Origin of the sequence: Shewanella sp. BC20, assembly GCF_003129585.1 — a bacterium.
GTDB lineage: Bacteria > Pseudomonadota > Gammaproteobacteria > Enterobacterales > Shewanellaceae > Shewanella > Shewanella seohaensis.
The window spans coordinates 19,620-45,550 of sequence record NZ_NHRI01000023.1 but is presented as its reverse complement, the minus strand read 5'-3'; the positions used below and the strand labels follow the sequence as shown (position 1 = coordinate 45,550).

At 46.7% G+C, this 25,931-nt stretch carries 20 protein-coding genes; 12 read left to right on the top strand and 8 right to left on the bottom strand.

All coding sequences use genetic code 11. From position 1 onward, the window contains the following. Positions 1-137: 137 nt before the first annotated feature. Positions 138-3,326 (top strand): amidohydrolase family protein, encoded by a 3,189-nt coding sequence (locus CBX96_RS18930; RefSeq protein WP_109287719.1) that lies wholly within the window; start codon positions 138-140, stop codon positions 3,324-3,326. A 90-nt stretch (positions 3,327-3,416) separates the two neighbouring features. On the opposite strand, the gene CBX96_RS18925 is transcribed toward CBX96_RS18930, so the two are convergent. After that, on the bottom strand, positions 3,417-3,992 hold the full coding sequence (locus tag CBX96_RS18925; protein WP_047538192.1) for a DNA-3-methyladenine glycosylase I: 576 nt from the start codon (positions 3,990-3,992) through the stop codon (positions 3,417-3,419). Between the two features lie 118 nt (positions 3,993-4,110). Here CBX96_RS18925 and glyQ point away from each other — a divergent pair, with 118 nt between their 5' ends. After that, positions 4,111-5,016 carry a glycine--tRNA ligase subunit alpha gene (glyQ, locus tag CBX96_RS18920; RefSeq protein WP_011070431.1) on the top strand — a complete coding sequence of 302 codons (906 nt, stop codon included), beginning with the start codon at positions 4,111-4,113 and terminating at the stop codon, positions 5,014-5,016. Positions 5,017-5,025: 9 nt separating this feature from the next. After that, on the top strand, positions 5,026-7,092 hold the full coding sequence (gene glyS, locus CBX96_RS18915; RefSeq protein WP_109287718.1) for a glycine--tRNA ligase subunit beta: 2,067 nt from the start codon (positions 5,026-5,028) through the stop codon (positions 7,090-7,092). Positions 7,093-7,155: 63 nt separating this feature from the next. Here glyS and CBX96_RS18910 read toward each other — a convergent pair whose 3' ends face one another. Both CBX96_RS18910 and CBX96_RS18905 read right to left on the bottom strand, forming a co-directional pair. Further along, positions 7,156-8,199, bottom strand: a complete 1,044-nt coding sequence (locus CBX96_RS18910; RefSeq protein ID WP_109287717.1) for an HDOD domain-containing protein — start codon at positions 8,197-8,199, stop codon at positions 7,156-7,158. 155 nt (positions 8,200-8,354) lie between these two features. Beyond that, a complete protein-coding gene (locus CBX96_RS18905; RefSeq protein WP_109287716.1) occupies positions 8,355-9,203 on the bottom strand; it encodes a LysR family transcriptional regulator in 849 nt (282 codons plus the stop codon). Between the two features lie 126 nt (positions 9,204-9,329). Here CBX96_RS18905 and CBX96_RS18900 point away from each other — a divergent pair, with 126 nt between their 5' ends. Beyond that, the gene (locus CBX96_RS18900) at positions 9,330-9,986 is read left to right on the top strand and encodes a glutathione S-transferase family protein (RefSeq protein ID WP_109287715.1); all 657 of its coding nucleotides are present in this window, start codon (positions 9,330-9,332) and stop codon (positions 9,984-9,986) included. Positions 9,987-10,067: 81 nt separating this feature from the next. Here CBX96_RS18900 and gyrB read toward each other — a convergent pair whose 3' ends face one another. From gyrB to dnaA, 4 genes are all read right to left on the bottom strand, one after another. Next, positions 10,068-12,485: a DNA topoisomerase (ATP-hydrolyzing) subunit B gene (gyrB, locus tag CBX96_RS18895; protein WP_011620841.1), complete on the bottom strand. Its 2,418-nt coding sequence runs from the start codon at positions 12,483-12,485 to the stop codon at positions 10,068-10,070. A gap of 16 nt (positions 12,486-12,501) precedes the next feature. Then, positions 12,502-13,584 carry a DNA replication/repair protein RecF gene (gene recF / locus CBX96_RS18890; protein ID WP_086903526.1) on the bottom strand — a complete coding sequence of 361 codons (1,083 nt, stop codon included), beginning with the start codon at positions 13,582-13,584 and terminating at the stop codon, positions 12,502-12,504. A gap of 162 nt (positions 13,585-13,746) precedes the next feature. Beyond that, a complete protein-coding gene (gene dnaN, locus CBX96_RS18885) occupies positions 13,747-14,847 on the bottom strand; it encodes a DNA polymerase III subunit beta (RefSeq protein ID WP_011620839.1) in 1,101 nt (366 codons plus the stop codon). Between the two features lie 20 nt (positions 14,848-14,867). Beyond that, positions 14,868-16,250, bottom strand: coding sequence for a chromosomal replication initiator protein DnaA (gene dnaA / locus CBX96_RS18880; RefSeq protein ID WP_109287714.1), 1,383 nt, complete (start codon positions 16,248-16,250; stop codon positions 14,868-14,870). 445 nt (positions 16,251-16,695) lie between these two features. Between dnaA and rpmH the strand changes: the two genes are divergently transcribed. From rpmH to mnmE, 5 genes are all read left to right on the top strand, one after another. Next, positions 16,696-16,833: a 50S ribosomal protein L34 gene (gene rpmH, locus CBX96_RS18875; protein WP_006083827.1), complete on the top strand. Its 138-nt coding sequence runs from the start codon at positions 16,696-16,698 to the stop codon at positions 16,831-16,833. Between the two features lie 20 nt (positions 16,834-16,853). Continuing rightward, positions 16,854-17,210: a ribonuclease P protein component gene (gene rnpA / locus CBX96_RS18870; protein ID WP_007652336.1), complete on the top strand. Its 357-nt coding sequence runs from the start codon at positions 16,854-16,856 to the stop codon at positions 17,208-17,210. After that, positions 17,177-17,431, top strand: coding sequence for a membrane protein insertion efficiency factor YidD (gene yidD, locus CBX96_RS18865; protein WP_011624661.1), 255 nt, complete (start codon positions 17,177-17,179; stop codon positions 17,429-17,431). The genes rnpA and yidD overlap by 34 nt, the downstream gene beginning before the upstream one ends. Before the next feature lie 3 nt (positions 17,432-17,434). After that, entirely contained in the window at positions 17,435-19,060 is a 1,626-nt protein-coding gene (yidC, locus tag CBX96_RS18860; protein ID WP_109287713.1) for a membrane protein insertase YidC, read from the top strand. Between the two features lie 104 nt (positions 19,061-19,164). Then, complete coding sequence (gene mnmE, locus CBX96_RS18855; protein WP_088212876.1) at positions 19,165-20,526, top strand: tRNA uridine-5-carboxymethylaminomethyl(34) synthesis GTPase MnmE; 1,362 nt, start codon at positions 19,165-19,167, stop codon at positions 20,524-20,526. A 121-nt stretch (positions 20,527-20,647) separates the two neighbouring features. Here mnmE and CBX96_RS18850 read toward each other — a convergent pair whose 3' ends face one another. Continuing rightward, entirely contained in the window at positions 20,648-22,195 is a 1,548-nt protein-coding gene (locus CBX96_RS18850; protein WP_089068869.1) for a POT family MFS transporter, read from the bottom strand. 177 nt (positions 22,196-22,372) lie between these two features. Between CBX96_RS18850 and mioC the strand changes: the two genes are divergently transcribed. The 3 genes from mioC to rsmG all read left to right on the top strand — a co-directional run bounded on the left by mioC (position 22,373) and on the right by rsmG (position 25,881). Beyond that, entirely contained in the window at positions 22,373-22,813 is a 441-nt protein-coding gene (mioC, locus tag CBX96_RS18845; protein WP_109287712.1) for an FMN-binding protein MioC, read from the top strand. 440 nt (positions 22,814-23,253) lie between these two features. Continuing rightward, positions 23,254-25,143: a tRNA uridine-5-carboxymethylaminomethyl(34) synthesis enzyme MnmG gene (mnmG, locus tag CBX96_RS18840; protein WP_086903509.1), complete on the top strand. Its 1,890-nt coding sequence runs from the start codon at positions 23,254-23,256 to the stop codon at positions 25,141-25,143. A gap of 117 nt (positions 25,144-25,260) precedes the next feature. Next, positions 25,261-25,881, top strand: a complete 621-nt coding sequence (rsmG, locus tag CBX96_RS18835) for a 16S rRNA (guanine(527)-N(7))-methyltransferase RsmG (RefSeq protein WP_109287711.1) — start codon at positions 25,261-25,263, stop codon at positions 25,879-25,881. Positions 25,882-25,931: the final 50 nt, after the last annotated feature.

Below are 25,931 nucleotides of genomic sequence, written 5' to 3'. Positions count from 1 at the left end.
TGCCCCTCGGTCATTAATTGAAACAGTATTTCCGTTTTCCTTACAGGGTATTTGTGCGATAAATTAGCGCAGTATTAACAAAAGTTTATCTAATCCGATAACAGCAAAGCCCTAGAATAACGATAACAGGACATAACATGTTGAAACCTAAGCTGACACCGCTTTATATCGCCCTGATGCTTGGCCTTAGTTCCCATGCCGTACAGGCAACAGACGCCCAAAAACCCAGTTGGGACGTCAATGCGCCAGCCAATGCTCCACTAGAAAAAGTGACCATAGATGTAACCGAAGGCACTTGGATGAACATCAGTGTCAGCCCAGATGGTAAACAATTAGTGTTTGATTTACTGGGTGATATTTATCAAATCCCCGTCACGGGTGGCGAAGCCAAACCGTTAGCTCAAGGCATAGCCTGGCAAATGCAGCCCGTGTATAGCCCTGATGGTAAGCACATTGCCTTCACCTCAGATGCAGATGGTGGCGACAATATTTGGATTATGGACGCCGATGGCAGCAATCCACGTACAGTCACGACGGAAACCTTTCGTTTACTCAACAGTCCTGCGTGGAGCCCTGATTCGCAATATTTAGTCGGTCGTAAGCATTTTACCGCCAGTCGAAGCTTAGGTGCCGGCGAAGTCTGGCTCTACCATGTCGCAGGTGGCGAAGGCGTTAAACTGACCGAACGTCCTAACGATGAAAAGGATTTAGGCGAGCCTGCCTATTCACCCGATGGCCGCTATATCTATTTCAGTCAGGATGACACTCCTGGCAAAACCTTCCATTATTCCAAAGACTCGGTAAACGGCATCTATAAAATCAAGCGTTACGATACCCAAACGGGTGATATTGAAATCTTGATCGAAGGAACCGGTGGCGCCATTCGCCCAACACCGAGTCCTGACGGCACCAAACTAGCATATATCAAGCGAGATGATTTCCAATCCTCTTTGTATTTACTCGATTTGAAATCCGGCGAAACGACTAAGCTGTACGGCGATTTAGACCGCGATATGCAAGAGACCTGGGCAATCCACGGTGTCTATCCCACCATGGCGTGGACACAAGATAATAAAGATATTTTTTTCTGGGCTAAAGGCAAAATCAATCGCCTGAATGTGGCCAATAAGACGGTCACCAACATTCCCTTCAGCGTCAAGACCCAGCTAGACGCGCAGCCTTCAGTACGCTTTAAACAAGATATTGATAAGGATGTATTCGACGTAAAAATGCTGCGCATGGCACAAGTTTCACCAGATGGCAGTAAGGTCGCCTTCGAAGCTTTAGGTAAAATCTGGTTGAAGACGCTTCCCGACGGCAAGATGTCACGCTTAACCGAGTTAGGTAACGACATTGAAGAACTCTATCCCCAGTGGTCGCGTGATGGCAAAAATATTGTCTTCACAACTTGGAATGACCAAGACCAGGGCACAGTACAAGTGATCAGTGCAAAAGGTGGCAAAGCGAAACAACTTACCACTGAGCCAGGAAAATACGTCGAGCCCACCTTCTCACCCGATGGCGAACTTGTGGTGTATCGTAAAACCCAAGGTGGACACCTAACGCCTCGCACTTGGTCGCAGGAACCCGGCCTGTACAAGGTTGATTTAAAAACCAAACAAAATAAGAAAATCACTGCAGAGGGTTACCAAGCACAATTCGGCGCTTCGGCCGACCGTATTTTCTTTATGAACACTGGTGAAAACGACACGCCACAGCTTGCCTCAATAAACTTAGATGGGTTTGATAAGCGCGTTCACTACAGCAGTAAGCATGCAACCGAATTTAGAGTTTCACCCGACGGCGAACAACTGGCCTTTGCCGAACGTTTTAAAGTTTGGGTTACCCCCTTTGCTAAACATGGTGAAACGGTTGAAATCGGCCCTAACGCCAGCAATCTTCCCGTCACACAGTTAAGTGTGCGAGCTGGCGAAAGCATCAGCTGGAATAGCAAGAGTAACCAACTCTATTGGACTCTTGGCCCTGAACTGTACCAAGCCAATGTTGATTCTCAGTATCTCAAAAAGGACGAGCAAGCAAAGCCAAGCATCATTAACTTAGGCTTTACCGAAAAGGCAGATGTTCCACGTGGAACAATCGCCTTTGTCGGCGGCAAAGTGATCACCATGGAAAATGACCAAGTCATCGATAAGGGTGTAGTGATCGTCAAAGACAATCATATTCTAACCGTTGGCGATGCAAACACGGCGATTCCAAAGGATGCACAAGTCATCGATATTAGTGGCAAATCCATTATGCCTGGCTTGTTTGATGCGCATGCCCATGGTGCTCAGGCGGATGATGAAATCGTGCCACAACAAAACTGGGCGCTCTACTCAGGGTTATCCTTAGGCGTGACAACTATCCATGATCCGTCAAACGATACCACTGAGATTTTTGCCGCCTCGGAACAGCAAAAGGCGGGGAACATCGTTGGTCCACGGATTTTCTCCACAGGAACCATTCTTTATGGCGCCAATGCTCCCGGCTACACATCGCATATCGACTCACTCGATGATGCAAAATTTCATTTAGAGCGACTCAAAAAAGTCGGCGCCTTTAGCGTTAAGAGCTACAACCAACCGCGTCGTAATCAAAGACAACAGGTTATCGCCGCTGCTCGCGAACTCGAAATGATGGTCGTGCCAGAGGGTGGCAGCTTGCTACAACATAACCTGACCATGGTTGCCGATGGCCATACAACCGTAGAGCACTCGTTACCCGTAGCGAGTATTTATAACGATATTAAACAGTTCTGGAGCCAAACTAAGGTCGGTTACACTCCAACCTTAGTCGTCGCCTACGGCGGTATCTCAGGTGAAAACTATTGGTACGATAAGACCGATGTTTGGGCACACCCACGTTTGTCTATGTATGTGCCAAGCGATATTTTGCAGGCTCGATCAATGCGTCGCCCCCACGCCCCAGACAGTCACTACAACCACTTTAATGTTGCTAAAGTGGCTAATGAGTTTAATAAATTAGGCATTCATCCAAATATTGGTGCCCATGGTCAGCGTGAAGGTTTAGCCGCCCATTGGGAAATGTGGATGTTCGCCCAAGGTGGCATGAGCAATATGGATGTACTCAAAACTGCGACCATTAACCCAGCCACCACCTTCGGCCTAGAGCATCAACTTGGCTCGATAAAGACAGGTAAGCTTGCAGATTTAATCGTTATTGATGGCGATCCATTAGCGGATATTCGAGTCACAGATAAAGTCACTTATACTATGGTCAATGGTAAGTTGTTTGATGCTGAGTCGATGAACCAACTCAATGGTGACAAGCAACAGCGTAAATCTTTCTTCTTTGAGAAAATCTAATCTCAACAAGGTGAAATAACAAAAGGCATGTTCCACGTGGAACATGCCTTTTCTATTTCGCTGCCCATCAAAGCAAAATGAATGAATTAATTATTGATGATCACAACAAGCTTGATAAGAAATACAGTCAACAAGATGATCATTCACCATCCCCACTGCCTGCATAAAGGCATAACAAATGGTAGGACCCACAAAGTTAAAACCTAGCTTTTTTAATGCCTTAGACATGGCCTCTGATTCAGGTGTTTGCGCAGGCACCTGCGACATGGAGGTAAATTGATTCACCAATGGCTTGCCACCAACAAAGCTCCACAGAAATTCAGAAAAATCTTTGCCATCCGCAGTGTAGGCTAAGTATCCTTTTGCATTACGAATAATCGAATGGATCTTAAGGCGATTACGCACAATTCCTGGGTTAGCCATCAACTCCTCCACTTTAGCGTCGTCGAAAGTGGCAATCACAGCCGGCTCAAAATCCGCAAAGGCTTGTTCGTAGTTTTGCTGCTTCTTTAAGATTGTAATCCAAGACAACCCCGCTTGTTGCCCATCTAAACAGAGCTTAGCAAACAACTCCTTCGAATCATAAACTGGACGCCCCCACACCTTATCGTGGTACTCGCGATACAAGGGATCATCACTGACCCAATTACAGCGGATTTCTTCCATGGCCTATCTACCTAAACGTTTTAACGAAGAAGGTAAAAAATAACCTACATAAGCAGAGATCTACAAGGTATAATCGAAACCATTTTCTATTAAAGCTGACGGCAGTAGACAAGTAGACATGACGACGAAACACGACGTAAAAACATTTCAGGGTTTCATTCTAACCCTACAGGAATATTGGGCGCAGCAAGGCTGTGCAATCGTTCAACCTCTAGATATGGAAGTCGGTGCGGGTACATTCCACCCACAAACTTTCCTACGCTCTTTAGGGCCTGAGCCAATGAGCAGTGCCTATGTGCAGCCATCGCGCCGCCCTACTGACGGCCGTTACGGTGAAAACCCAAACCGTCTGCAGCACTACTACCAATTCCAAGTCGTGTTAAAACCGTCACCGGATAATATCCAAGAACTCTATTTAGGTTCTCTGCAAGCTCTTGGTATTGATACACAAATCCACGACATTCGCTTTGTGGAAGACAACTGGGAATCACCAACGCTAGGCGCTTGGGGTCTGGGTTGGGAAGTCTGGTTAAACGGCATGGAAGTGACTCAGTTTACTTACTTCCAACAAGTCGGCGGCTTAGAGTGTAGCCCTGTCACGGGTGAGATCACCTACGGTTTAGAGCGTCTCGCCATGTATATCCAAGGTGTGGATAGCGTTTACGACCTAGTATGGACCGATGGCCCAATGGGTCGCATCACCTACGGCGATGTGTTCCACCAAAACGAAGTTGAGCAATCGACCTATAACTTTGAGCACGCAGACGTCGACTTTATGTTTGCCCTGTTCGATCAATGCGAAAAGATGTGTCAGCACTTATTGTCGCTTGAAAAACCATTACCTCTGCCAGCCTATGAGCAAGTGATGAAAGCCTCGCACGCCTTCAACCTGCTCGATGCACGCCACGCTATTTCAGTGACTGAACGTCAGCGTTATATCCTGCGCGTTCGTACCATGGCTAAAGCCGTTGCTGAATCCTATTATCAGGCACGCGAAGCGCTTGGCTTCCCAATGTGTAAGTAGAGGTAACACATGAATTTTGAAAACTTACTCATCGAGTTAGGCACAGAAGAGCTGCCGCCAAAGGCGCTGCGTAAACTAGCAGAGTCTTTCCTCGCGAACTTTACCGAAGAGCTAACCAAAGCAGATTTAGCTTTTAAATCAGCTGTTTGGTATGCAGCACCCCGTCGTCTCGCCATTAATGTGACAGAACTAGCGCTTGCTCAAGCGGACAAAATCGTTGAAAAACGCGGCCCCGCTGTCAGCTCAGCATTCGATGCCGAAGGTAAACCAACGAAAGCCGCAGAAGGTTGGGCACGTGGTAACGGTATTACCGTTGACCAAGCCGAGCGTTTAGTGACCGATAAAGGTGAATGGCTGGTTTATAACGCCAAAGTCGAAGGCGTTGAAACCAAAAGCTTAATCGCTGCGATGGCGCAACGTGCGCTGGATAAGTTACCCATTCCTAAGCCAATGCGCTGGGGAAGCAGCAAGACACAATTTATTCGCCCTGTTCACACAGCCACTATGCTGTTAGGCAGTGAGTTAATCGAAGGTGAATTACTCGGCATTAAATCGGCACGTAATGTTCGTGGTCACCGCTTTATGGGTACAGGCTTCGAGCTTGACCATGCAGACAACTACCTGACGCTACTGAAAGAAAAAGGTAAAGTCATCGCCGATTACGAAAGCCGTAAAGCCTTAATCAAAGCCGATGCAGAAAAAGCGGCCGCTAAGATTGGTGGCACCGCCGATATCGAAGATGACCTGCTCGAAGAAGTCACCTCTTTGGTTGAATGGCCAGTCGTATTAACCGCAAGCTTTGAAGAGAAGTTCTTAAACGTACCTTCAGAAGCCTTGGTTTATACGATGAAGGGCGATCAGAAATACTTCCCAGTATTCGATGATGCCGGTAAGTTACTGCCAAACTTCATCTTTGTCGCGAACATCGAATCAAAAGATCCGGCGCAAATCATTGCGGGTAACGAGAAAGTGGTTCGTCCACGCTTGGCCGATGCTGAGTTCTTCTTCAATACCGACAAAAAGCACACGCTAGAATCACGTTTATCGAGTCTTGAGACCGTCTTGTTCCAACAACAACTCGGTACCTTAAAAGACAAAGTTACTCGTATATCTGCCCTAGCCGCCTTTATTGCAGAGCAAACTGGCGCTAACGCCGTTGATGCAGCGCGTGCTGGTTTATTGTCTAAAACTGACTTAATGACCAATATGGTGATGGAGTTTACCGATACTCAAGGCACTATGGGCATGCATTACGCCCGCCTAGACGGTGAAACAGAAGCCGTCGCCTTGGCCATGGAAGAGCAATACAAGCCCAAATTCTCTGGCGATACGGTTCCAACTGCAGCGGTATCTTGCGCAGTAGCCTTAGCGGATAAACTCGATACCTTAGTCGGTATCTTCGGTATTGGTCAGGCACCTAAGGGCGCTGCCGACCCATTCGCACTGCGCCGCGCCGCTATCGGTGTGCTACGCATTATCGTTGAGAACAAGCTGCCACTGGACTTAGTGACTCTGATTGCTAAGGCTCAAGAACTTCATGGCACTAACTTAAGCAACGCGAATGCAAGCGATGAAGTGCTTGAGTTCCTAATGGCGCGTTTCCGTGCTTGGTACCAAGATAAAGGTATCGATGTTGACGTGATCCTCGCCGTATTGGCACGTCGCCCAACTCGCCCTGCTGATTTTGATAGCCGTATCAACGCTGTATCTCACTTCAGAAGCTTAGAAGCCTCTAGCGCTCTGGCTGCGGCGAACAAGCGTGTGTCTAACATTCTGGCGAAAGTGGAAGGTGAATTACCCACCGCGATTAACTCAGCTCTGTTAGCCGAAGCCGCAGAACAAGCATTAGCTGCTAAGCTTGCCGAACTGCAACCTCAACTCGCTCCGCTGTTCGCTAATGCTGATTACCAACAGGCATTAACACTGCTGGCAAGCTTACGTGAGAGTGTTGACCAGTTCTTCGAGGACGTGATGGTTATGGCGGATGACGAAGCATTGAAAAACAACCGTTTAGCACTGCTAAATAACCTACGTGAACAGTTCTTACATGTAGCGGATATTTCTCTGCTTCAGTAAATCGCACGTTAGAGTCTTAATAAAAAACGCGCATATAGCGCGTTTTTTATTGGCTGCAATATATTAAAACTGCTGAAGTTTCTCGTGCAACGCTTCGAATTGAGCGGGCTCGAGTCCAACCAAGGCTAACAAGTTGCTCAGCATCTCAGCAGGCAATTTACCCGCTTGCTGCAACATCGAAATCTCACTGATGATATTGGCGCGCCAAACCACAGCGGCAATTCCCTCATTCGGCCGAGTATGGACATGGGCTAATTTATCCAGCTCGGTTTCAAAGGTACTTGGCAATTGCCAATGCTTTGCTAACAGAGCGCTTAAGGTGAGAGATTTTGCCGTCATCACTTGTCGGAATAACCATGAATTTGGCTGCTCCCCCGGTTCTGCTTGCACAAAGGCATCGAGCAACATTTTAAAGATGGCGAGCTTACCCACATCATGCAGTAATCCTAATAGGAATGCCGTGTCTCTATCTTCTTCACTCAGTTCGCTGGTTAAAAAGGCCACCTGCATTGAATGACGCCAAATTTCGGCACCAAAGCGACGAAAATAAATGGGTTTAATATCGAGCATTTCACGCACTAGGCAGCTAGTAACAAAGCGGCGTAACTGCTCACGGCCAAGCTGCACTAAAGCCTGCTGCAGGCTGGTGACCTCTCGATCGCCACGCTTAAAGGCTGGTGAATTACACAGCTTAAGCACTTCGACGCTCAGTAAAGGATCTTTCTCGATTAACGCCAACAAGTCCTTAGTATCAAACTGTGGCTCAGCTAATTTACGGTCTAATTCCAAAACCTTAGAGGGAAGCTTAAGCACTTTTTCGGCTATCACTTGTGGCGATGCTAAGGCCAGCTCTATTTCAGCCATAACACGCCGTTCAAGGTTATTAGCAACGCCACCAGCATCTTTGGTTCTAGCCGGAAATAACAGGCTGTAAAACAGTGCCGCAAGATCAATACTTACAGAAGTATCCTGCGGCTCTTCAGGCGGTTGCTTACCAGAGACTGCCGTTACAGGTTTGCTGAGATCGGTTTGACTAAAGCTTTTAGGTCGCTCAAGAATAGTCTGTTCACGAATATTAAAGATTTTATTAAATATGGACTTAATCAAAATATCCTAACCTATAAGAATGGTGGTTACCGAGCCCGCATAGATTATCAGTCCATTGTCTTTGATATGCGAGGCTATTCGAATCACACGCCGTTTTAGTATATGCCCTCAAGCTTAAGGCTGCGTTAGATCATTAAATTGTTTCACGTGAAACCTTATTCCAAGTAGCCTTGATAGGCTCGCGCAATTTGCTTGGCCAACTCCGCATTTATGGGTGAGTAAGCTTTAGCGGAAATAACCAGCGCGACGGCGACCACAGGCAAGGGTGGAAGTATTTCAGAATCAATAATATTCAGTGGTGCCGATACACTGCATTCGGCCATGGCACTAATAGCCAAATCCTTAGCCACTATCGCTTTAAGAGCCGTAGCACTGCTGCTACAGGCTAACAACTGATAATGCCTATCTTGCTTCATCAATCCATCTAACGCCGCAATATGGAATTTACAATCCTTCTGGAAAAGCGCTATGGGTAACGGATCGGCATCACTCAAGTTCGAACCACTCGCGCTCACCCAAACGCCTTTCGAGGTTTGTAATAAGTAGCCTTCATCGGACTCGGGCAAACGAGTCACTATCGCCGCATCGAGTTGCCCGGAATCCAGCATGATCCGCAGCTTTTGGCTCGAGGCGCAGGTAATTTGAAGATCGAGTTGCTTAATGTGACCATGTAACAACGCCACTATCCGCGGTAACACGGATTCGGCATAGTCATCGGGACAACCTAAATGCAATTGTGTGCCGACTTGGGTCTGCTTAATGGTAGTGACAGTCTCATCGTGTAGTTGCAGTAATTGCTTAGCGTATAAGCCAAAACGTTGGCCTTCGGTAGATAAGACTAAGTTTCGCCCCTCTTTTACAAAAAGCGTTTTTCCCAGCTCTTGCTCTAAGCGCTTCATTTGCATACTGACGGCAGATTGAGTCTTATAGGTTTGCATTGCCGCGCGGGTAAAACTCCCGGTATCGACAAATGCCACAAAGCTGCGCAGCGCTTCTATATCCATCATGTTTCCTATCTGAGGTCAGTCTATCTATTCATTTTGCTGATAGATAACATCAAATCTATTCGTTAGTCATGCAAAGTACAAGCGCCTATATTGATAAACACAACCCCAAACAGGAAGGTGAAAATGGAACTCTATATTGGCAATAAAAACTACTCTAGTTGGTCGCTCCGCGCTTGGTTAATGGCTGCAAAATCAGGTATTCAGTTCGATGAAAGCCTATTACAGCTCGATACCGATAGCTTTTATCAGCGGCTCAAATCCATTTCGCCTACCCTAAAAGTTCCAACTCTCATCGATGGAAATATCACGGTTTGGGATTCGCTGTCGATTTGCGAATATATCAACGATACTTATCTTTCAGGCTCTGCATGGCCACAAGACCCGAAACAAAAGGCTAAGGCTCGCTCCTTCGCCTGTGAAATGCATTCAGGCTTTCATGCCCTACGAAATGCCCTGCCGATGAATATCCGCGCCCATCGTTATGTCGAATTAAGCCCTGCCGTGTTGCAGGATATTGCCCGCATCGACAATATCTGGTCACAGCAAATGGCAGAGTTTGCCAACCCCCAAGGCACTTGGTTATTTGGCAAGTGGTCGATAGCAGATATGATGTTTGTGCCGGTTGTGATGCGCTTCTTCACCTATGAGATTGAAGTATCACAAGCGAGTAGAGCCTATATGGAATTTATCGTCAATCAGCCAGAAATGCAGGCCTGGATACAAGCCGCTAAAGCCGAAACTGAAATCGTAGACGCCGATGAGGCGGGTGTTGATAGATAGGTTGCAATAAAACAAAAAGGGAAAGCTAAGCTTTCCCTTTTTTATCAATCGCTAACGATATAAAGATTAAACGTCTAGATGTTAAACATCTAAGTTAGCCACGTTCAGCGCGTTGGCTTCGATAAAGTCACGGCGTGGTTCCACTTGGTCGCCCATCAAACAAGTAAACAGCTGATCCGCACCAACGGCATCATCAATCGTCACTTGCAGCATGCGGCGAGATTCAGGATCCATTGTGGTTTCCCACAATTGCTCAGGGTTCATCTCACCCAATCCTTTATAGCGTTGGATGTAGAGGCCACGCTTGGCTTCGCCGATGGTCCAATCTAACGCTTCAATGAAGCTACCCACTTCCTTCACACGGTCGCCACGTTGTACATAACCACCGACTTCAATCAGGCCTTCAAGTGCCGCACCTAACTTACCAATGCGTTGGTAGTCCGTTGATTGGAAGAAGTCGTAGCTGAACAGGTAGTGTGTATCGATACCGTGTTTACGGATAGTGATCTTCGGCAGATACACTTTGCGCTCAGGATCGAGCACAGGCTCACCAGAATACAACACACCGCTGTTTTCTAATTCCACCAGCTCATGGATAAAGGCGTCGATCCATTCCTTCATCTTGCCTTCATCCGCCAACATTTCGTTGTTGATCATTGGATGATAAAGCATGCGGTTGGTGATCTGCGTTGGGTAACGTTGCTCTAAACGGGCCACAATCGCTTCCACTTCACGGTATTGAGTCACTAAACGCTCTAATGGCTCACCCGACATACCAGGCGCACCTTGAGATGGGTAAATGCTAGTACCATCTAACGCTTGAGTAGTCAGATACTGAGTCAGTGCTGCTTCGTCTTTGAGATATTGTTCTTGCTTACCTTTCTTCACTTTGAATAAAGGCGGCTGAGCAATATACACATAACCACGTTCAATCAGTTCAGGCATTTGGCGGAAGAAGAAGGTCAACAGCAAGGTACGAATGTGCGAGCCGTCGACGTCAGCATCCGTCATGATGATGATGTTGTGGTAACGCGTCTTATCTGGGTTGTATTCGTCGCGACCAATACCACAGCCAAGTGCGGTAATTAGCGTTGCAACCTCTTGAGAAGAAAGCATTTTATCGAAACGCGCTTTCTCAACGTTTAAGATTTTACCTTTCAGTGGCAGAATCGCTTGGTTCTTACGGTTACGTCCCTGCTTAGCGCTACCGCCAGCAGAGTCCCCTTCCACTATGTAGATTTCTGAAAGACCAGGGTCTTTCTCTTGGCAATCCGCCAGCTTACCTGGCAAACCACCTAAATCGAGTGCGCCTTTACGACGGGTCATTTCACGGGCTTTACGCGCCGCTTCACGGGCACGGGCCGCATCGACAATCTTACCGACGATTAACTTAGCATCGGCAGGGTTTTCCAGCAGATAGTCGTTTAGCTTTTCACCCATGGTTTGTTCAACCGCGGCTTTCACTTCGCTAGAGACTAACTTGTCTTTAGTTTGCGAGCTGAACTTAGGATCAGGCACTTTAACTGAAATCACGGCTGTTAAACCTTCGCGGGCGTCATCGCCTGTCGCGTTGGTTTTGCCTTTCTTGTTATAGCCTTCGTTTTCCATGTAGTTGTTGAGGTTACGTGTCAACGCACTACGGAAACCCGCTAAGTGAGTACCACCATCGCGTTGTGGAATGTTGTTGGTAAAACAGAAAATGCTTTCTTGGTAACCATCGTTCCACTGCATCGCCACTTCAACGGTAATGCCATCTTCACGCTCTTGCATAAAGTGGAATACGTCTTTGTTTACTGGCGTTTTATTACGGTTCAGATAATCAACGAATGCGCTGATACCACCTTCATATTTAAAGAATTCATTCTTATTGTCACGCTCGTCGACTAAGCGGATACCCACGCCTGAGTTGAGGAATGACAGTTCGCGCACGCGCTTGGCCAGAATCTCGAAGTGGAACTCAACATCGCTGAAGGTTTCTTCACTTGGCCAAAAACGGATTTCGGTACCAGTTTTAGTCGCATCGCCGATCACTTTGATTGGCTCGTCAGGTACACCGTGGGTATAAAACTGTTCGTGGACTTTTCCTTCGCGGCGAATGGTTAACTGCAGCTTTTTAGAGAGCGCGTTAACTACCGACACACCCACGCCGTGCAGACCACCAGACACTTTATAAGAGTTATCGTCGAACTTACCGCCCGCGTGCAGTACCGTCATGATCACCTCGGCGGCAGACACGCCTTCTTCCGGGTGAATAGCCACCGGAATACCACGGCCGTCGTCGCGAACGGAGACCGAGCCATCCACATGGATAGTAATAGTGATATCAGTACAATGGCCGGCTAAGGCTTCATCGATAGAGTTATCGACTACTTCGAACACCATATGATGTAGACCCGTACCGTCGTCGGTGTCACCAATATACATCCCAGGTCTCTTACGTACTGCATCAAGGCCCTTAAGGACCTTAATACTCGAAGAATCGTAACTATTCTCTGACATATTATTCTCTCAATGGTTATTCAATTACCGTTACACGTCCCTGTTCCACATGGAACATCCTACTGGGAGGCGTGTGTAACGAATCGACTATTGCTGCAGGCTCAATGGCAGTGACAAACACTTGCGCACCAGTGTCCACTAGCTGCTTAAGCAATAGCTGCCTATGCTGTGCATCCAACTCGGATGGAAGATCATCCACAAGATAAATACTGTGTTTATCTATTTGTTGTTTGAGCAACTTTCCCTGTGCAATACGCAGTGCACAGACTAATAATTTCAATTGACCACGGGACAGGGCATCCTGCGCCGGTAAACTACCTACACGAAGTCTGAGGTCAGCTTTATGGGGACCGCTGACGGTATGACCCGTAGCCAAATCTCTGGGATATTGGGATTCGAGAAGTTGTGCAAAATCCGTTTTGCTATCCCAGCCGCGAGTAAATGAAACCTTAACATCTACCTGCGGTAAAAACTCCCCGATTATACCCTTAAGTAGCTCATTTAACGAGTCTACATAACGGTTTCGTATTTCTGTGACCTGCTCGGTGTAACGGACAAACTCCCTATCCCAATATTGGATTTGATCATAGGAAGAATTATTTCTAAGCAGTTGATTTCGTTGCTTTAGAACCCGTCTTACATTCACCCATGCCGCATAAAACTGTGGGTCGGAATGAAAGGCGCCCCAATCGATAAACTGTCGACGGGATTTAGGACCTTCAAACAGGAGCGAAAAGCTTTCCGGCGTGATCACTTGGATAGGTAAAGTTTCGGCTAAGGTCGATAGCCGTTTCACCTTTTCCCCATCGATTTTGACTTCGGTTTCGCCACTACGGAAACGTCGCAAGCCGATTTTACTGTCGCCACGGGGCAAATTTAAGGTCGCAAACAGGGTTAACTTATCCTGTTCGTTATTGATCACCCGTTGGGATAAGTGGCTGCGAAACGAACGCCCCATCCCAAGAAAGTAAATAGCCTCGAGTATGCTGGTTTTGCCACTGCCATTTTGACCGTAAATTAGATTGATCCCTTCAGTCGGGCTCAGCTGCGCCAATTGAATATTGCGAAAAGAATCAATATTAAGACGGATAAGACTCATGCGTTACTCATCAAACCGCATCGACGGCTTAGGCCAAGACTCAGAACAGTCATCATACCGCAATTCACATCCATCCGAGTAAATAAGGCAACAAAGGATAAAGGCTTGAAGACATATACGCCGCTAAAAAGCGGCGTATGGCACGAAGTAGGCAATGGAATACTATAAGCGCATCGGCATAACCACATACATGGAATCTTCTTCCAGGTGGTTTTCCAATAAAGCACTCGAGTTACCATCGATTAAGGTTATACGCACATCATCGGACTTAAGGTTGTTTAACACATCCAATAAGTAACTGACGTTGAAACCAATTTCGAGTGGCTGATTGTTGTAATCCACATCGATGATTTCTTCCGCTTCTTCCTGCTCTGGGTTATTGGCGGTGATTTTCAGTAATCCCGCTTCTAACTGAATGCGTACACCACGAAACTTCTCATTCGACAGAATAGAAGCACGGGTTAAGGCTTGTTTGAAGTGGTTACGGCTGGCGATAACGATTTTATCACCGCCCTTAGGTAACACACGGCGATAATCGGGGAAACGACCATCGACTAATTTACTGGTAAAAACTGTGGTGCTGGTGGTCGCACGAATCGCATTATCACCAATGGCAATTGCGATATCTAAATCATCGGCTTCCAACAAACGCGCCATTTCCATCACGCCTTTACGGGGCACAATCACTTGCTTTTCAGGTAATTGCGCATCAATAGTTCTGTGACTTAAGGCTAAGCGGTGACCGTCGGTAGCAATGGCACGCAGCACATTACCTTCGGTTTCGAGCAATAAACCATTCAGATAGTAACGAACGTCTTGGTTCGCCATCGAAAACTGAGTCGCATCAATCAACGACTTCAGCACGCCTTGCTTAAGGGTAAATTCGATTTCCGCCTGAAAGGCTTCCACATTGGGGTATTCTTCTGCGGGCAGGGTTGCCAGCGAGAAACGGCTACGGCCAGAGCGTAATAACCATTTGTTATCTTGTTGCTCGACCTTAAGCTCGCTTTGCTCGGGTAAGGATTTAACTATATCTAACAGTTTCTTAGCAGGAACTGTAGTACGACCTTCTTCGATATCACCATGAATGACCGCCTGTCCCACTAACTCAACTTCGAGGTCGGTACCTGTCATTTTGAGTGAGTGACCACTAACTTCTACAAGGAGATTTGCCAAAATAGGCAAGTTATGGCGTCTTTCTACCGCACCACAAACCAATTGAAGCGGCTTTAATAGGGCGTCCCTATCAATTGAAAATTTCATAGTGTCCAAATTCCTTGATTTTAAGAAGATAAGGTTCTAATCAAGTTAGCATAATCTTCTTTAATGTCGTGACTCTCTTCCCGTAGCTGAGCAATCTTACGACAGGCATGTAACACTGTGGTGTGATCTCGACCACCAAAGGCATCACCAATTTCCGGCAAGCTCTGGTTAGTTAATTCTTTGGATAACGCCATGGCCACTTGTCTAGGGCGCGCAACACTGCGCGAACGACGCTTAGACAACATATCAGCCATCTTGATTTTGTAGTATTCAGCTACGGTTTTCTGAATGTTGTCTATAGTGACTAATTTTTCCTGCAGTGCCAAGAGGTCACGCAGGGCTTCACGCACAAAATCAATTGTAATTGGGCGGCCAGTAAAGTTAGCGTTGGCGATAACGCGGTTTAACGCCCCTTCTAACTCGCGAACGTTCGAACGTAAGCGCTTAGCAATAAAGAAGGCAACTTCGTCGGGAAGATTGATACCGCTCTCCTGGGCTTTACGCATCAAAATCGCCACACGGGTTTCCAGCTCCGGCGGCTCAATCGCAACCGTTAAGCCCCAACCAAAGCGAGATTTTAATCTGTCCTCTACACCGTCGATCTCTTTAGGATAACGATCCGATGTTAGGATGATCTGATGATTACCTTCAAGCAGCGCGTTAAAGGTATGGAAAAATTCTTCCTGCGATCTGTCTTTATTGGCGAAGAATTGAATATCGTCGATAAACAGGGCATCGACACTGCGGTAATAACGTTTGAACTCTTCGATCGCATTGTTTTGTAGCGCTTTCACCATGTCTTGCACAAAACGCTCGGAGTGCATGTACACGACTTTCGCATTGGGATTATTTTTGATGATGCCGTTACCCACTGCATGTAATAAGTGGGTCTTACCTAAACCCGTACCACCATAAAGGAACAGTGGGTTATAGGCACCACCCGGATTTTCAGCAACCTGGAGTGCGGCCGCTTTACCGAGTTGGTTAGACTTACCCTCAACGAAGTTGTCGAATTGGTAAGTGGGATTGATATTGCTGCGATGATTAGCGTTAGCAACAGGCTCAGTAGTATTAAATGAAGTCCCTACTGAAGCTTTAGTTTGGGGATTAGGCACACGCACAGCCGCAACTGGAGCTGGCTCAGGCTTTTTCGCTGACGGACGGCTACCGATATCGAAGCGTAACTTAGGTGCATCATTACCCATTTGCTCAGTAAAAAACTGATTAATGATATTGATGTACTTATCCCTAACCCAATCGAGCACGAAGCGGTTAGGCGCATAAAGCACCAAAGTATCTCCATCCATTTCGGCTTGTAACGGTCTGATCCACATACTGAACTGCTGAGCAGAAAGCTCGTCTTGCAGTCTTCCGATACATTGTTGCCAAAGTGAAACCGCCACTAAGTTATCCCCAAAAGATCATCAAAAAGAGGTGTATTCTATAGCGAGATCTCAATGATCGCTATCCTTAAAAAATAATTATCCCCAACTAGATCATTCTATGGAGATATCCCCGATCATCAAAGATCAAATTCGATCCTTTTATTCAACAAATAGGGCAAATCCCGCTTTATTAAGCGATCCACATTGATCTATAATGGCGCCCCTTTGATCTCTCGATAGATCCCCTTCACTACTACATGTAGTGTCAATACACAGAGTTATCCACATCTTCTGGTGTATGCGGGAAATGGACCAAAGGATACACGGGCAGAAATAACCCACTTACTGACTTTCGTTGTTGACGGGGACAAGTAAAGTGATTACAATTCGGCCTCTTTTTTACCCTTACCTCTGTCACCAGAGATAAGGATATGTTCACTTATAACAAAGACGGATTGCCATCATGAGTAAACGTACTTTTCAACCTAGCAACCTGAAGCGCAAGCGTTCTCACGGCTTCCGCGCTCGTATGGCTACTGTAGGCGGCCGTAAGGTGCTTGCACGTCGTCGTGCGAAAGGTCGCGCTCGTTTATCTGCTTAATAAGTTAAGTAGGTAACTAGTTGACTAGCTATACCTTTACGCGGGAGTTACGCTTGCTAACTCCCGCGCAATTTAAATCTGTATTCTCCAATCCCATCAAAGCATCTTCTGCTGAAATCACCTTGCTTGCTATTCCTAATTCGGAACAACATCCGCGTTTGGGTCTTACTGTGGCTAAACGCTATGTAAAACGCGCCAATCAGCGTAATCGCATTAAGCGAGTTATCAGAGATAGTTTTCGCCTCAATCAACACGACATCCCTCACCTTGATATTGTTGTGCTGGTCAGAAACGGGGTGATGGAAATGGAAAATGCGGAGATCAACAAGTTGATAGAAAAGCTATGGCGCAAACTCAGTCGCCGCTACAATGGCTAGCAACCACGTTTATTCGTGGCTATCAAATCTTCATCAGCCCCCTCTTAGGGCCTCGATGTCGTTTCAATCCCACATGCTCGCATTACGCCATTGAGGCAATAAAAGTGCACGGAACCGCGAAAGGTTGTTGGTTTGCATTGAAACGCATATTAAAATGTCACCCTTTGCATCCCGGCGGTAGTGATCCCGTCCCCCCTAAAAATGACAGGTGTAATAAATAGGCTATGGAATCTCAACGCAATATATTGCTAATAGGACTACTGTTTGTCAGCTTTTTGCTGTGGCAACAGTGGCAAGCAGACAAAGCTCCAAAACCCGTTGCAACCGAATCGTCTGTAGTGGCGAATGCAACCACAAATCACAGTGCTGATGTTCCAGAAGCAGACACAGGTGTCCCAGCAGCCTTAACGGCAACGCAAAATCTGATCACAGTTAAAACCGATCAGCTCGATGTACAAATCAACCCAGTGGGTGGTGACATCGTTTTTGCAGCTCTGGTTTCACACAAACTGGAACAGGGTAAAGACCAGCCATTTGTTTTGCTTGAGCAAACCAAAGATTTCACCTATATCGCTCAGAGTGGCCTGATTGGCCGTGATGGTATCGATAGCAGTGCTAAAGGTCGCGCCGCATTTGCCGCCAGCAAAACTGAATTTACCTTAGCCGATGGCCAAGACACCTTAGAAGTACCACTGACCTATGTGGCTGATAACGGTGTGACTTACACAAAAGTGTTTGTTTTCCATCGTGGCAAGTTTAACGTTGATATCGATTACAAAATCAACAACACCTCAGCTGCTCCATTGCAAGTTCAGATGTACGGTCAGATTAAACAGACCATCAAGCCATCTGAAAGCAGCATGATGATGCCAACTTACCGTGGCGCCGCGTTCTCGACTCAAGATGTACGTTACGAGAAGTACAAATTTGAAGATATGAGCAAGAGCAACCTCAATCAACCGACTCTCGGTGGTTGGGCGGCGATGCTGCAACATTACTTCGTATCAGCTTGGATCCCACCAGCAACCGATAGCAACACCATTTTCTCGAGTGTAAGTGCTGGCGGTTTAGCTAACATTGGTTTCCGTGGCGCGGTATATGATATTGCACCAGGTGCGACTCAAGAAATTAGCTCACAGTTTTATGTTGGTCCTAAGGATCAAAAAGCGCTATCTGCGTTATCTGATAGCTTAAACCTGGTTGTTGATTACGGTTTCCTTTGGTGGTTAGCCGTCCCAATCCACTGGTTATTGATGTTCTATCAATCATTTGTGGGTAACTGGGGTGTGGCGATTATCCTGATCACCTTAACCGTTCGTGGTTTACTGTTCCCGCTGACTAAAGCGCAGTACACCTCAATGGCGAAGATGCGTAACCTACAGCCAAAACTGCAGGATCTGAAAGAACGCTTCGGCGATGACCGTCAAAAGATGGGTCAAGCCATGATGGAACTGTACAAGAAGGAAAAAGTGAACCCTATGGGTGGCTGTTTACCTATCCTGCTACAGATGCCAATCTTCATTGCCTTGTACTGGGTATTGTTAGAAAGCTTCGAGCTGCGTCACGCGCCATTTATGTTATGGATCCACGACTTATCGGTACAAGATCCATACTACATTCTGCCGCTGCTGATGGGTGCGTCTATGTTTGTGATGCAAAAAATGCAACCCATCGCACCGACCATGGACCCAATGCAAGTGAAGATGATGCAATGGATGCCAGTGATCTTTACCGTATTCTTCCTGTGGTTCCCATCGGGTCTGGTACTGTACTGGTTAGTGGGTAACATTGTTGCCATCATCCAGCAGAAGATTATTTATGCAGGTCTAGAGAAAAAAGGCTTAAAATAAGCCCAAGCGCTAGATAAGAGCTAACGGCTCAGCATATACAAAAAGGCGGCTTAATGAGCCGCCTTTTCCTTTAGATGATTTGATCGATATTAATGGGTATTTCCGTGACAACTGACACTATCGTGGCACAGGCCACCGCGCCCGGACGGGGCGGCGTGGGTATCATTCGTATCTCTGGTGATAAGGCAACCGATGTGGCCATGGCCGTATTGGGTCATTTACCTAAACCCCGTTACGCCGATTACTGCGACTTTAAAAATGCCTCAGGCCAAGTGATCGATCAAGGTATCGCACTGTTTTTTAAAGGCCCTAATTCCTTCACTGGTGAAGATGTATTAGAGCTGCAGGGCCACGGTGGTCAAATCGTCCTCGATATGCTGATCAAGCGCGTATTAGAAGTCGAAGGCATTCGCATCGCCAAACCAGGCGAGTTTAGCGAACAAGCCTTTATGAACGATAAGCTGGACTTAACCCAGGCCGAAGCGATTGCCGATCTAATCGATGCCACCAGTGAGCAAGCCGCCAAAAGCGCGCTGCAATCACTACAAGGTGAATTTTCGAAGGAAGTCCATGAGCTGGTGGATCAAGTCACCCATCTGCGTTTATACGTCGAAGCCGCGATTGATTTCCCCGATGAAGAAGTCGACTTTTTAAGTGATGGCAAAATTGCCAACGCACTCTACAAAATTATCGACAAACTCAGTGCCGTCCAAGCCAGCGCCAAGCAAGGCTCGATTATCCGTGAAGGCATGAAAGTCGTGATTGCCGGTCGCCCCAATGCCGGAAAATCCAGTCTGCTTAATGCGCTCGCGGGTAAAGAGTCGGCGATTGTGACTGAAATTGCTGGCACCACCCGCGACGTATTGCGCGAGCATATCCATTTAGATGGTATGCCACTGCATATTATCGACACCGCAGGCCTGCGTGACACCACAGATACGGTTGAACAAATCGGTATCGAGCGGGCGTGGAACGAAATCAACAGCGCCGATCGCGTGTTATTTATGGTCGATGGCACCACCACAGATGCGGTCGATCCTCACGATATTTGGCCCGATTTTATCAATCGCCTCCCCGCCAATTTAGGCGTGACCGTTGTCCGCAATAAGGCCGATCTCACCGGTGAGAACCTCGCCATGACCGAAGAAAAAGGTTACAGCGTGTATCGGATCTCGGCCAAAACAGGTCTCGGCGTCGAGGAATTAAAGCAACACCTTAAATCCTTGATGGGTTATCAGAGTAATCTCGAAGGTGGCTTTATCGCCCGTCGTCGTCACCTCGAAGCATTAGATGTTGCCGCAAGCCACCTGCAACTCGGTAAAGAACAATTAGAGATTTACCTCGCAGGTGAACTGTTAGCGGAAGAACTGAGAATGGCGCAATTAGCCCTGTCCGAAATCACAGGCCGCTTCACCTCTGACGATCTACTGGGCAAAATTTTCAGCTCATTCTGTATCGGCAAATAATTTCGCTTTAGCGGTTAGTTAAACTATCCATAAAAAAATCAGCCCACTAAGTTCGCTTAGGGGCTGATTTTTTATTTAAAGGCGTTTTTTATTGAAAGGCGCTTTGTCTTAAATGGTTAACCTAGACTTGGCGATAATGATCCTGCATTTGATAGGAACGTGCATAGAGTGCGAAGATGACCGCTGCCAAAATCGCAAATCCCGCGAAGAAGAACATTTGGAATGCCGTCACACTCATACCGGTTTGAACAATTTGTTCCGTCACCGCTGGGCTTTTTACGCTCACATTGGCCAGCAATACCCAAAGGTTACCGACGGTAACCGATAAGGTCCAAAAACTCATAATAGTGCCCTTCATCGCCTTAGGTGCTTGGCTGTAGGCAAATTCTAAACCCGTCGCCGAAACTAATACTTCACCAAAGGTCAGTAAGGCGTAGGGTAAGATCTGCCAGAAGATAGACAGCGCCGAGCCGCCGTCCATCATCAACTGAATCGTCCCAACCACAATCCAGCTTAAGCCAGTTATCGCGATCCCCGCCCCCATTTTACGCAGCGCGGTTAATTTCACGCCCATACGCTCAATCGCAGGATATAAAACGAAGTTATTGAATGGGATCAACAGCATCACTAACAGCGGGTTTAATGCCTGCATCATCGCAGGTTCAAACCACGAAGGTTTAACCATATCGTTAGCCTGCAAAATCCAGGTCGACGCCTTTTGATCGAACAAAGACCAAAATGGCGTCACTAAGGCGAACAACACTAAAATACGCAGCACTGAACGTACACCATCCACGGCCGCATCAGGATGAATCCCTCGCGCGCGCTCAAGCTGTAATGAAGCTCCAAGGCCAACAAATCCCATCAGCAGCACCATAGCGCTACATAAACCTGCCACAATCCCGAGCGTCGGAATATTCACCAGCGCATAAGCCGCTGAAACACCACCAATTAAGGCTAACACTAAACCGATATTAGCCTTGCCTTCGACCTTAGTAAGCAAGGCACTGCGGATCACGGGTAAAAATCCATGGGGATCCTTTGGTTCTGGTGGCATATGCACATAACGTTTGCGACCCAACCAGAAAAATACCGTGGCGATAAACATCAACACACCGGGGATCCCGAAAGCCACTGCAGCGCCAAAGTTTTTGAGTAACAATGGCATAGATAAGGATGCGAAGAAGGAACCAAAGTTGATCGTAAAATAGAACATATCGAAGGCTTTTTGCGCCAAAGACTTGTTGCTCTGATCAAACTGATCGCCCATAAACGAAGAAACTAAAGGCTTAATCCCGCCCGAACCTAAGGCAATTAAAAATAAGCCAGTGTAAAAGCCTTGCACGCTGTGCTCAAAAATCGCCAAGAACGCATGGCCCACACAGTAAAGTAAGCTTAGCCACAGAATAGTGTTGTACTTACCAAAGAATCTATCTGCAATCCAACCACCGAGTAAGGGGAAAAAATACACCCCAATCACGAACGAGTGGAACACATCCTTGGCCACAGCTCCACGAAGATCTTCGGGGATAGAGAGCAAAAGTGCCGTCATCAAGAATGGTGTTAGAATGTTGCGCATGCCATAAAAACTGAAACGCTCACACGCTTCACTGGCAATAATATAGGGTATTTGGCGTGGCCACTTTGGCGCATCAGCAGGAGTAGTCATCAGTTATCCTATTATAATTGTTATAAAAACCTTACGGCCTATGTATAAAACAAGGATTGCAGCCAAGGATACTAGCAGACTGCAAATCAATAGTGAGTAAATTTATACAGCAAAACACTGTAACTAGATGTAAGCCCCAAAAATGATAGAAATTAACGACCACAGAGAGCAGTAACAATGACCAAGATCGCGATATTAGTCGGAACCACCCTCGGCAGCAGTGAATATATAGCGGATGAAATGCAGGCCCAGCTCACTCCATTAGGCCATGAAGTCGATACCTTTTTGAGTCCAACTTTGGATGAATTGCAATCATATCCCCTTTGGATCATCGTTTCGTCGACCCATGGTGCCGGCGATCTGCCCGACAATTTACAACCATTTTGTAAAGAACTGCTGCTAAACACACCGGATCTGACCCAAGTTCAGTTCGCCTTATGCGCGATTGGCGATTCGAGTTATGACACCTTTTGCCAAGGCCCAGAAAAGTTAGTTGAAGCGCTGGAATATAGCGGTGCAAAAGTCATTGTGGATAAGATCCAGATCGATGTACAACAGGATCCAGTGCCAGAAGACCCAGCTTTAGCGTGGTTGGCACAATGGCAAGATCAAATTTAAGATCCTCTCTTGGAAAACATACCAAACCACCCACAGTTTAGATCTTATTTATCCACAAAAAGCTACTCAGATGTATATTTTTGTGGATAAACTATTATTTAGATCTGATCAACCTCTGTGCTATTCACAACCTGATCTGCTTAAAGATCCCCCTTGTGGATAAATAGCCGATCTATCCCCACCTTTTCTGGCAGTAGATCTCGGCTAGATCACAAGAATAAAAGCTCGTTACTGTTTGATATAAATAAGAAAATAAGCTTACCCACAGGAAAGTGCGATCCTAATAGTAAACATAGTAAGAAGATCTATATAAAGATCTTAAGATCTATTAGTCCCGATCCTATGGATCCATTTTCTAAAAATGATCATTCACCTCATTCAAAGCAAATGCTAAAATGATCGGCTCACGTTGGGTCTCTTAAGTTACTAAAGGTAGGGTCATGCATTTTCATGAACGGTTTGATGTTATTGTTGTAGGTGGTGGTCATGCCGGAACTGAAGCCGCATTGGCTGCAGCAAGAATGGGCTCTAAGACATTATTGCTGACGCATAATCTTGATACTTTAGGCCAAATGTCATGTAACCCTGCGATCGGCGGTATTGGCAAAGGTCATCTGGTAAAAGAAATCGATGCCTTAGGCGGTGCAATGGCGATCGCAACCGACTATGCAGGGATCCAATTTAGAACCCTAAACTCGAGCAAAGGCCCAGCAGTAAGAGCGACTCGTGCTCAGGCTGATCGCGCTTTGTATCGTCAGAAGATCCAAAATATTCTGCAAAACCAAGCCAACTTACGTATTTTCCAACAAGCCGTTGATGATCTGGTTGTTGAGAACGATCGCGTAGTCGGCGTAGTGACCCAAATGGGCTTAGCCTTCGAAGCGCCTGCAGTGGTCTTAACCGCGGGTACTTTCCTCAGTGGTAAAATTCACATTGGTTTAGAAAACTACAGTGGTGGTCGTGCTGGCGATCCACCATCTATCGCACTCGCCCACCGTTTACGCGAGTTACCAATCCGTGTTGGCCGCTTAAAAACCGGTACACCACCACGTATCGACGCTAACACCATCGATTTTACCCAGATGACAGAGCAGAAAGGCGATACGCCATTACCTGTGATGTCGTTTATGGGCGATGTGAGCCATCACCCGAAACAAATTTCTTGTTGGATCACCCATACCAATGAAAAGACACACGATATTATCCGTGGAGGCTTAGATCGCAGCCCTATGTATTCAGGCGTGATCGAGGGGATTGGTCCACGTTACTGCCCTTCTATCGAAGACAAGATCCATCGTTTTTCAGATAAATCATCGCACCAGATCTTTATCGAACCCGAAGGCTTAAACACCAACGAGATCTACCCTAACGGTATTTCCACCAGCTTGCCTTTCGATGTGCAGTTAAATTTGGTTCGTTCGATCCAAGGTATGGAAAATGCTGAGATTGTTCGCCCAGGTTATGCGATTGAGTACGATTATTTCGATCCAAGAGATCTTAAAAATTCGTTAGAAACCAAAACTATCAATGGTTTGTTCTTCGCTGGCCAAATCAACGGTACCACGGGTTACGAAGAAGCTGGTGCCCAAGGTTTACTCGCGGGGATGAACGCTGCTTTGCAGGTTCAGGGCAAAGAAGCTTGGTGTCCTCGCCGTGATGAAGCCTACATCGGTGTATTGGTTGACGATTTATCAACCTTAGGGACTAAAGAACCCTACCGTATGTTTACCAGCCGCGCCGAATACCGCCTCTTGCTGCGTGAAGACAACGCCGATCTGCGTTTAACGGCAAAAGGTCGTGAACTGGGTCTGGTGGATGATGCGCGCTGGGCCTCTTTCAGTGAAAAAATGGAATCGATCGAGTTAGAACTGCAACGTCTACGTAGCCAATGGATCCATCCAAATTCACCTTTGGTGCCAGTGTTAAATCCGCATTTAAACACGCCTATCTCCCGTGAAGCGTCGTTTGAAGAGTTGCTGCGTCGTCCAGAAATGGATTACAGCAAGTTGATGCAGATTGAAGGCTTTGGTCCAGGACTTGCCGATCCACTCGCTGCCGAGCAAGTACAGATCCAAGTTAAGTACTCTGGCTATATCCAACGTCAGCAGGAAGAGATCAACAAAGCGGTACGCAATGAGAACACAGGTCTGCCATTGAATCTCGATTACAAAGAGGTTCCGGGGCTTTCAAATGAGGTTATTGCTAAGTTAAATAGCCATAAGCCCGAAACCATTGGCCAAGCATCGCGTATTTCAGGTATCACTCCGGCGGCGATTTCAATTCTGCTGGTGCATCTGAAAAAACGCGGTTTATTACGCAAGAGCGCGTAAAAGCTAGCTTAATCGCCAGTTTGGTCGCAGAAGGGAAGCATTCAGGCTTCCCTTCGACGTTTCAGGGCTTCATAATAGCCAGCGAGTTTATAATCGTATCTTTATTGAGGTTGTTCAGTGTTATCTGCCCAGTTAGAGGCCTATTTAGCCGAAATTAATCTGCACGCCACTGCTGAGCAGAAAAAACAACTGCTTGATTTTGTTGGCATGCTCAACAAATGGAATAAAGCCTATAACTTAACCTCGGTCAGAGATCCTGAGGCGATGCTTGTCCGCCATATTATGGACAGCTTAGTGGTGTCGCCCCATTTGCAGGGCGAGCGCTTTATCGATGTGGGTACTGGTCCTGGGCTTCCCGGCATTCCTTTAGCGATTATGAATCCAGATAAAACCTTTGTGCTGCTCGATAGCTTAGGCAAGCGTATCCGTTTTCAAAAGCAAGTGGCCTTTGAACTCGGGATCCACAATATTAGTTCGATAGAGAGCCGAGTCGAGGCCTATCAACCCGAGCAAAAATTCGATGGAGTGCTCAGCCGCGCCTTTGCCTCAATCCATGATATGTTGACATGGTGCCATCACTTGCCTGCCGAGCATGGACAATTTTATGCGCTCAAGGGACAACTGAGTGATGAAGAGATGCAACAAATCCCCGCTGGATTTGTGGTGACCGAAACCATCGAACTCCAAGTGCCTAGACTCGATGAGCAAAGACATTTACTCAAAATAATCAAAGAATAACAGGCTTAAAGCTCCTCATTTCGCATGGATTTTTAAGTAGGCAATAAACC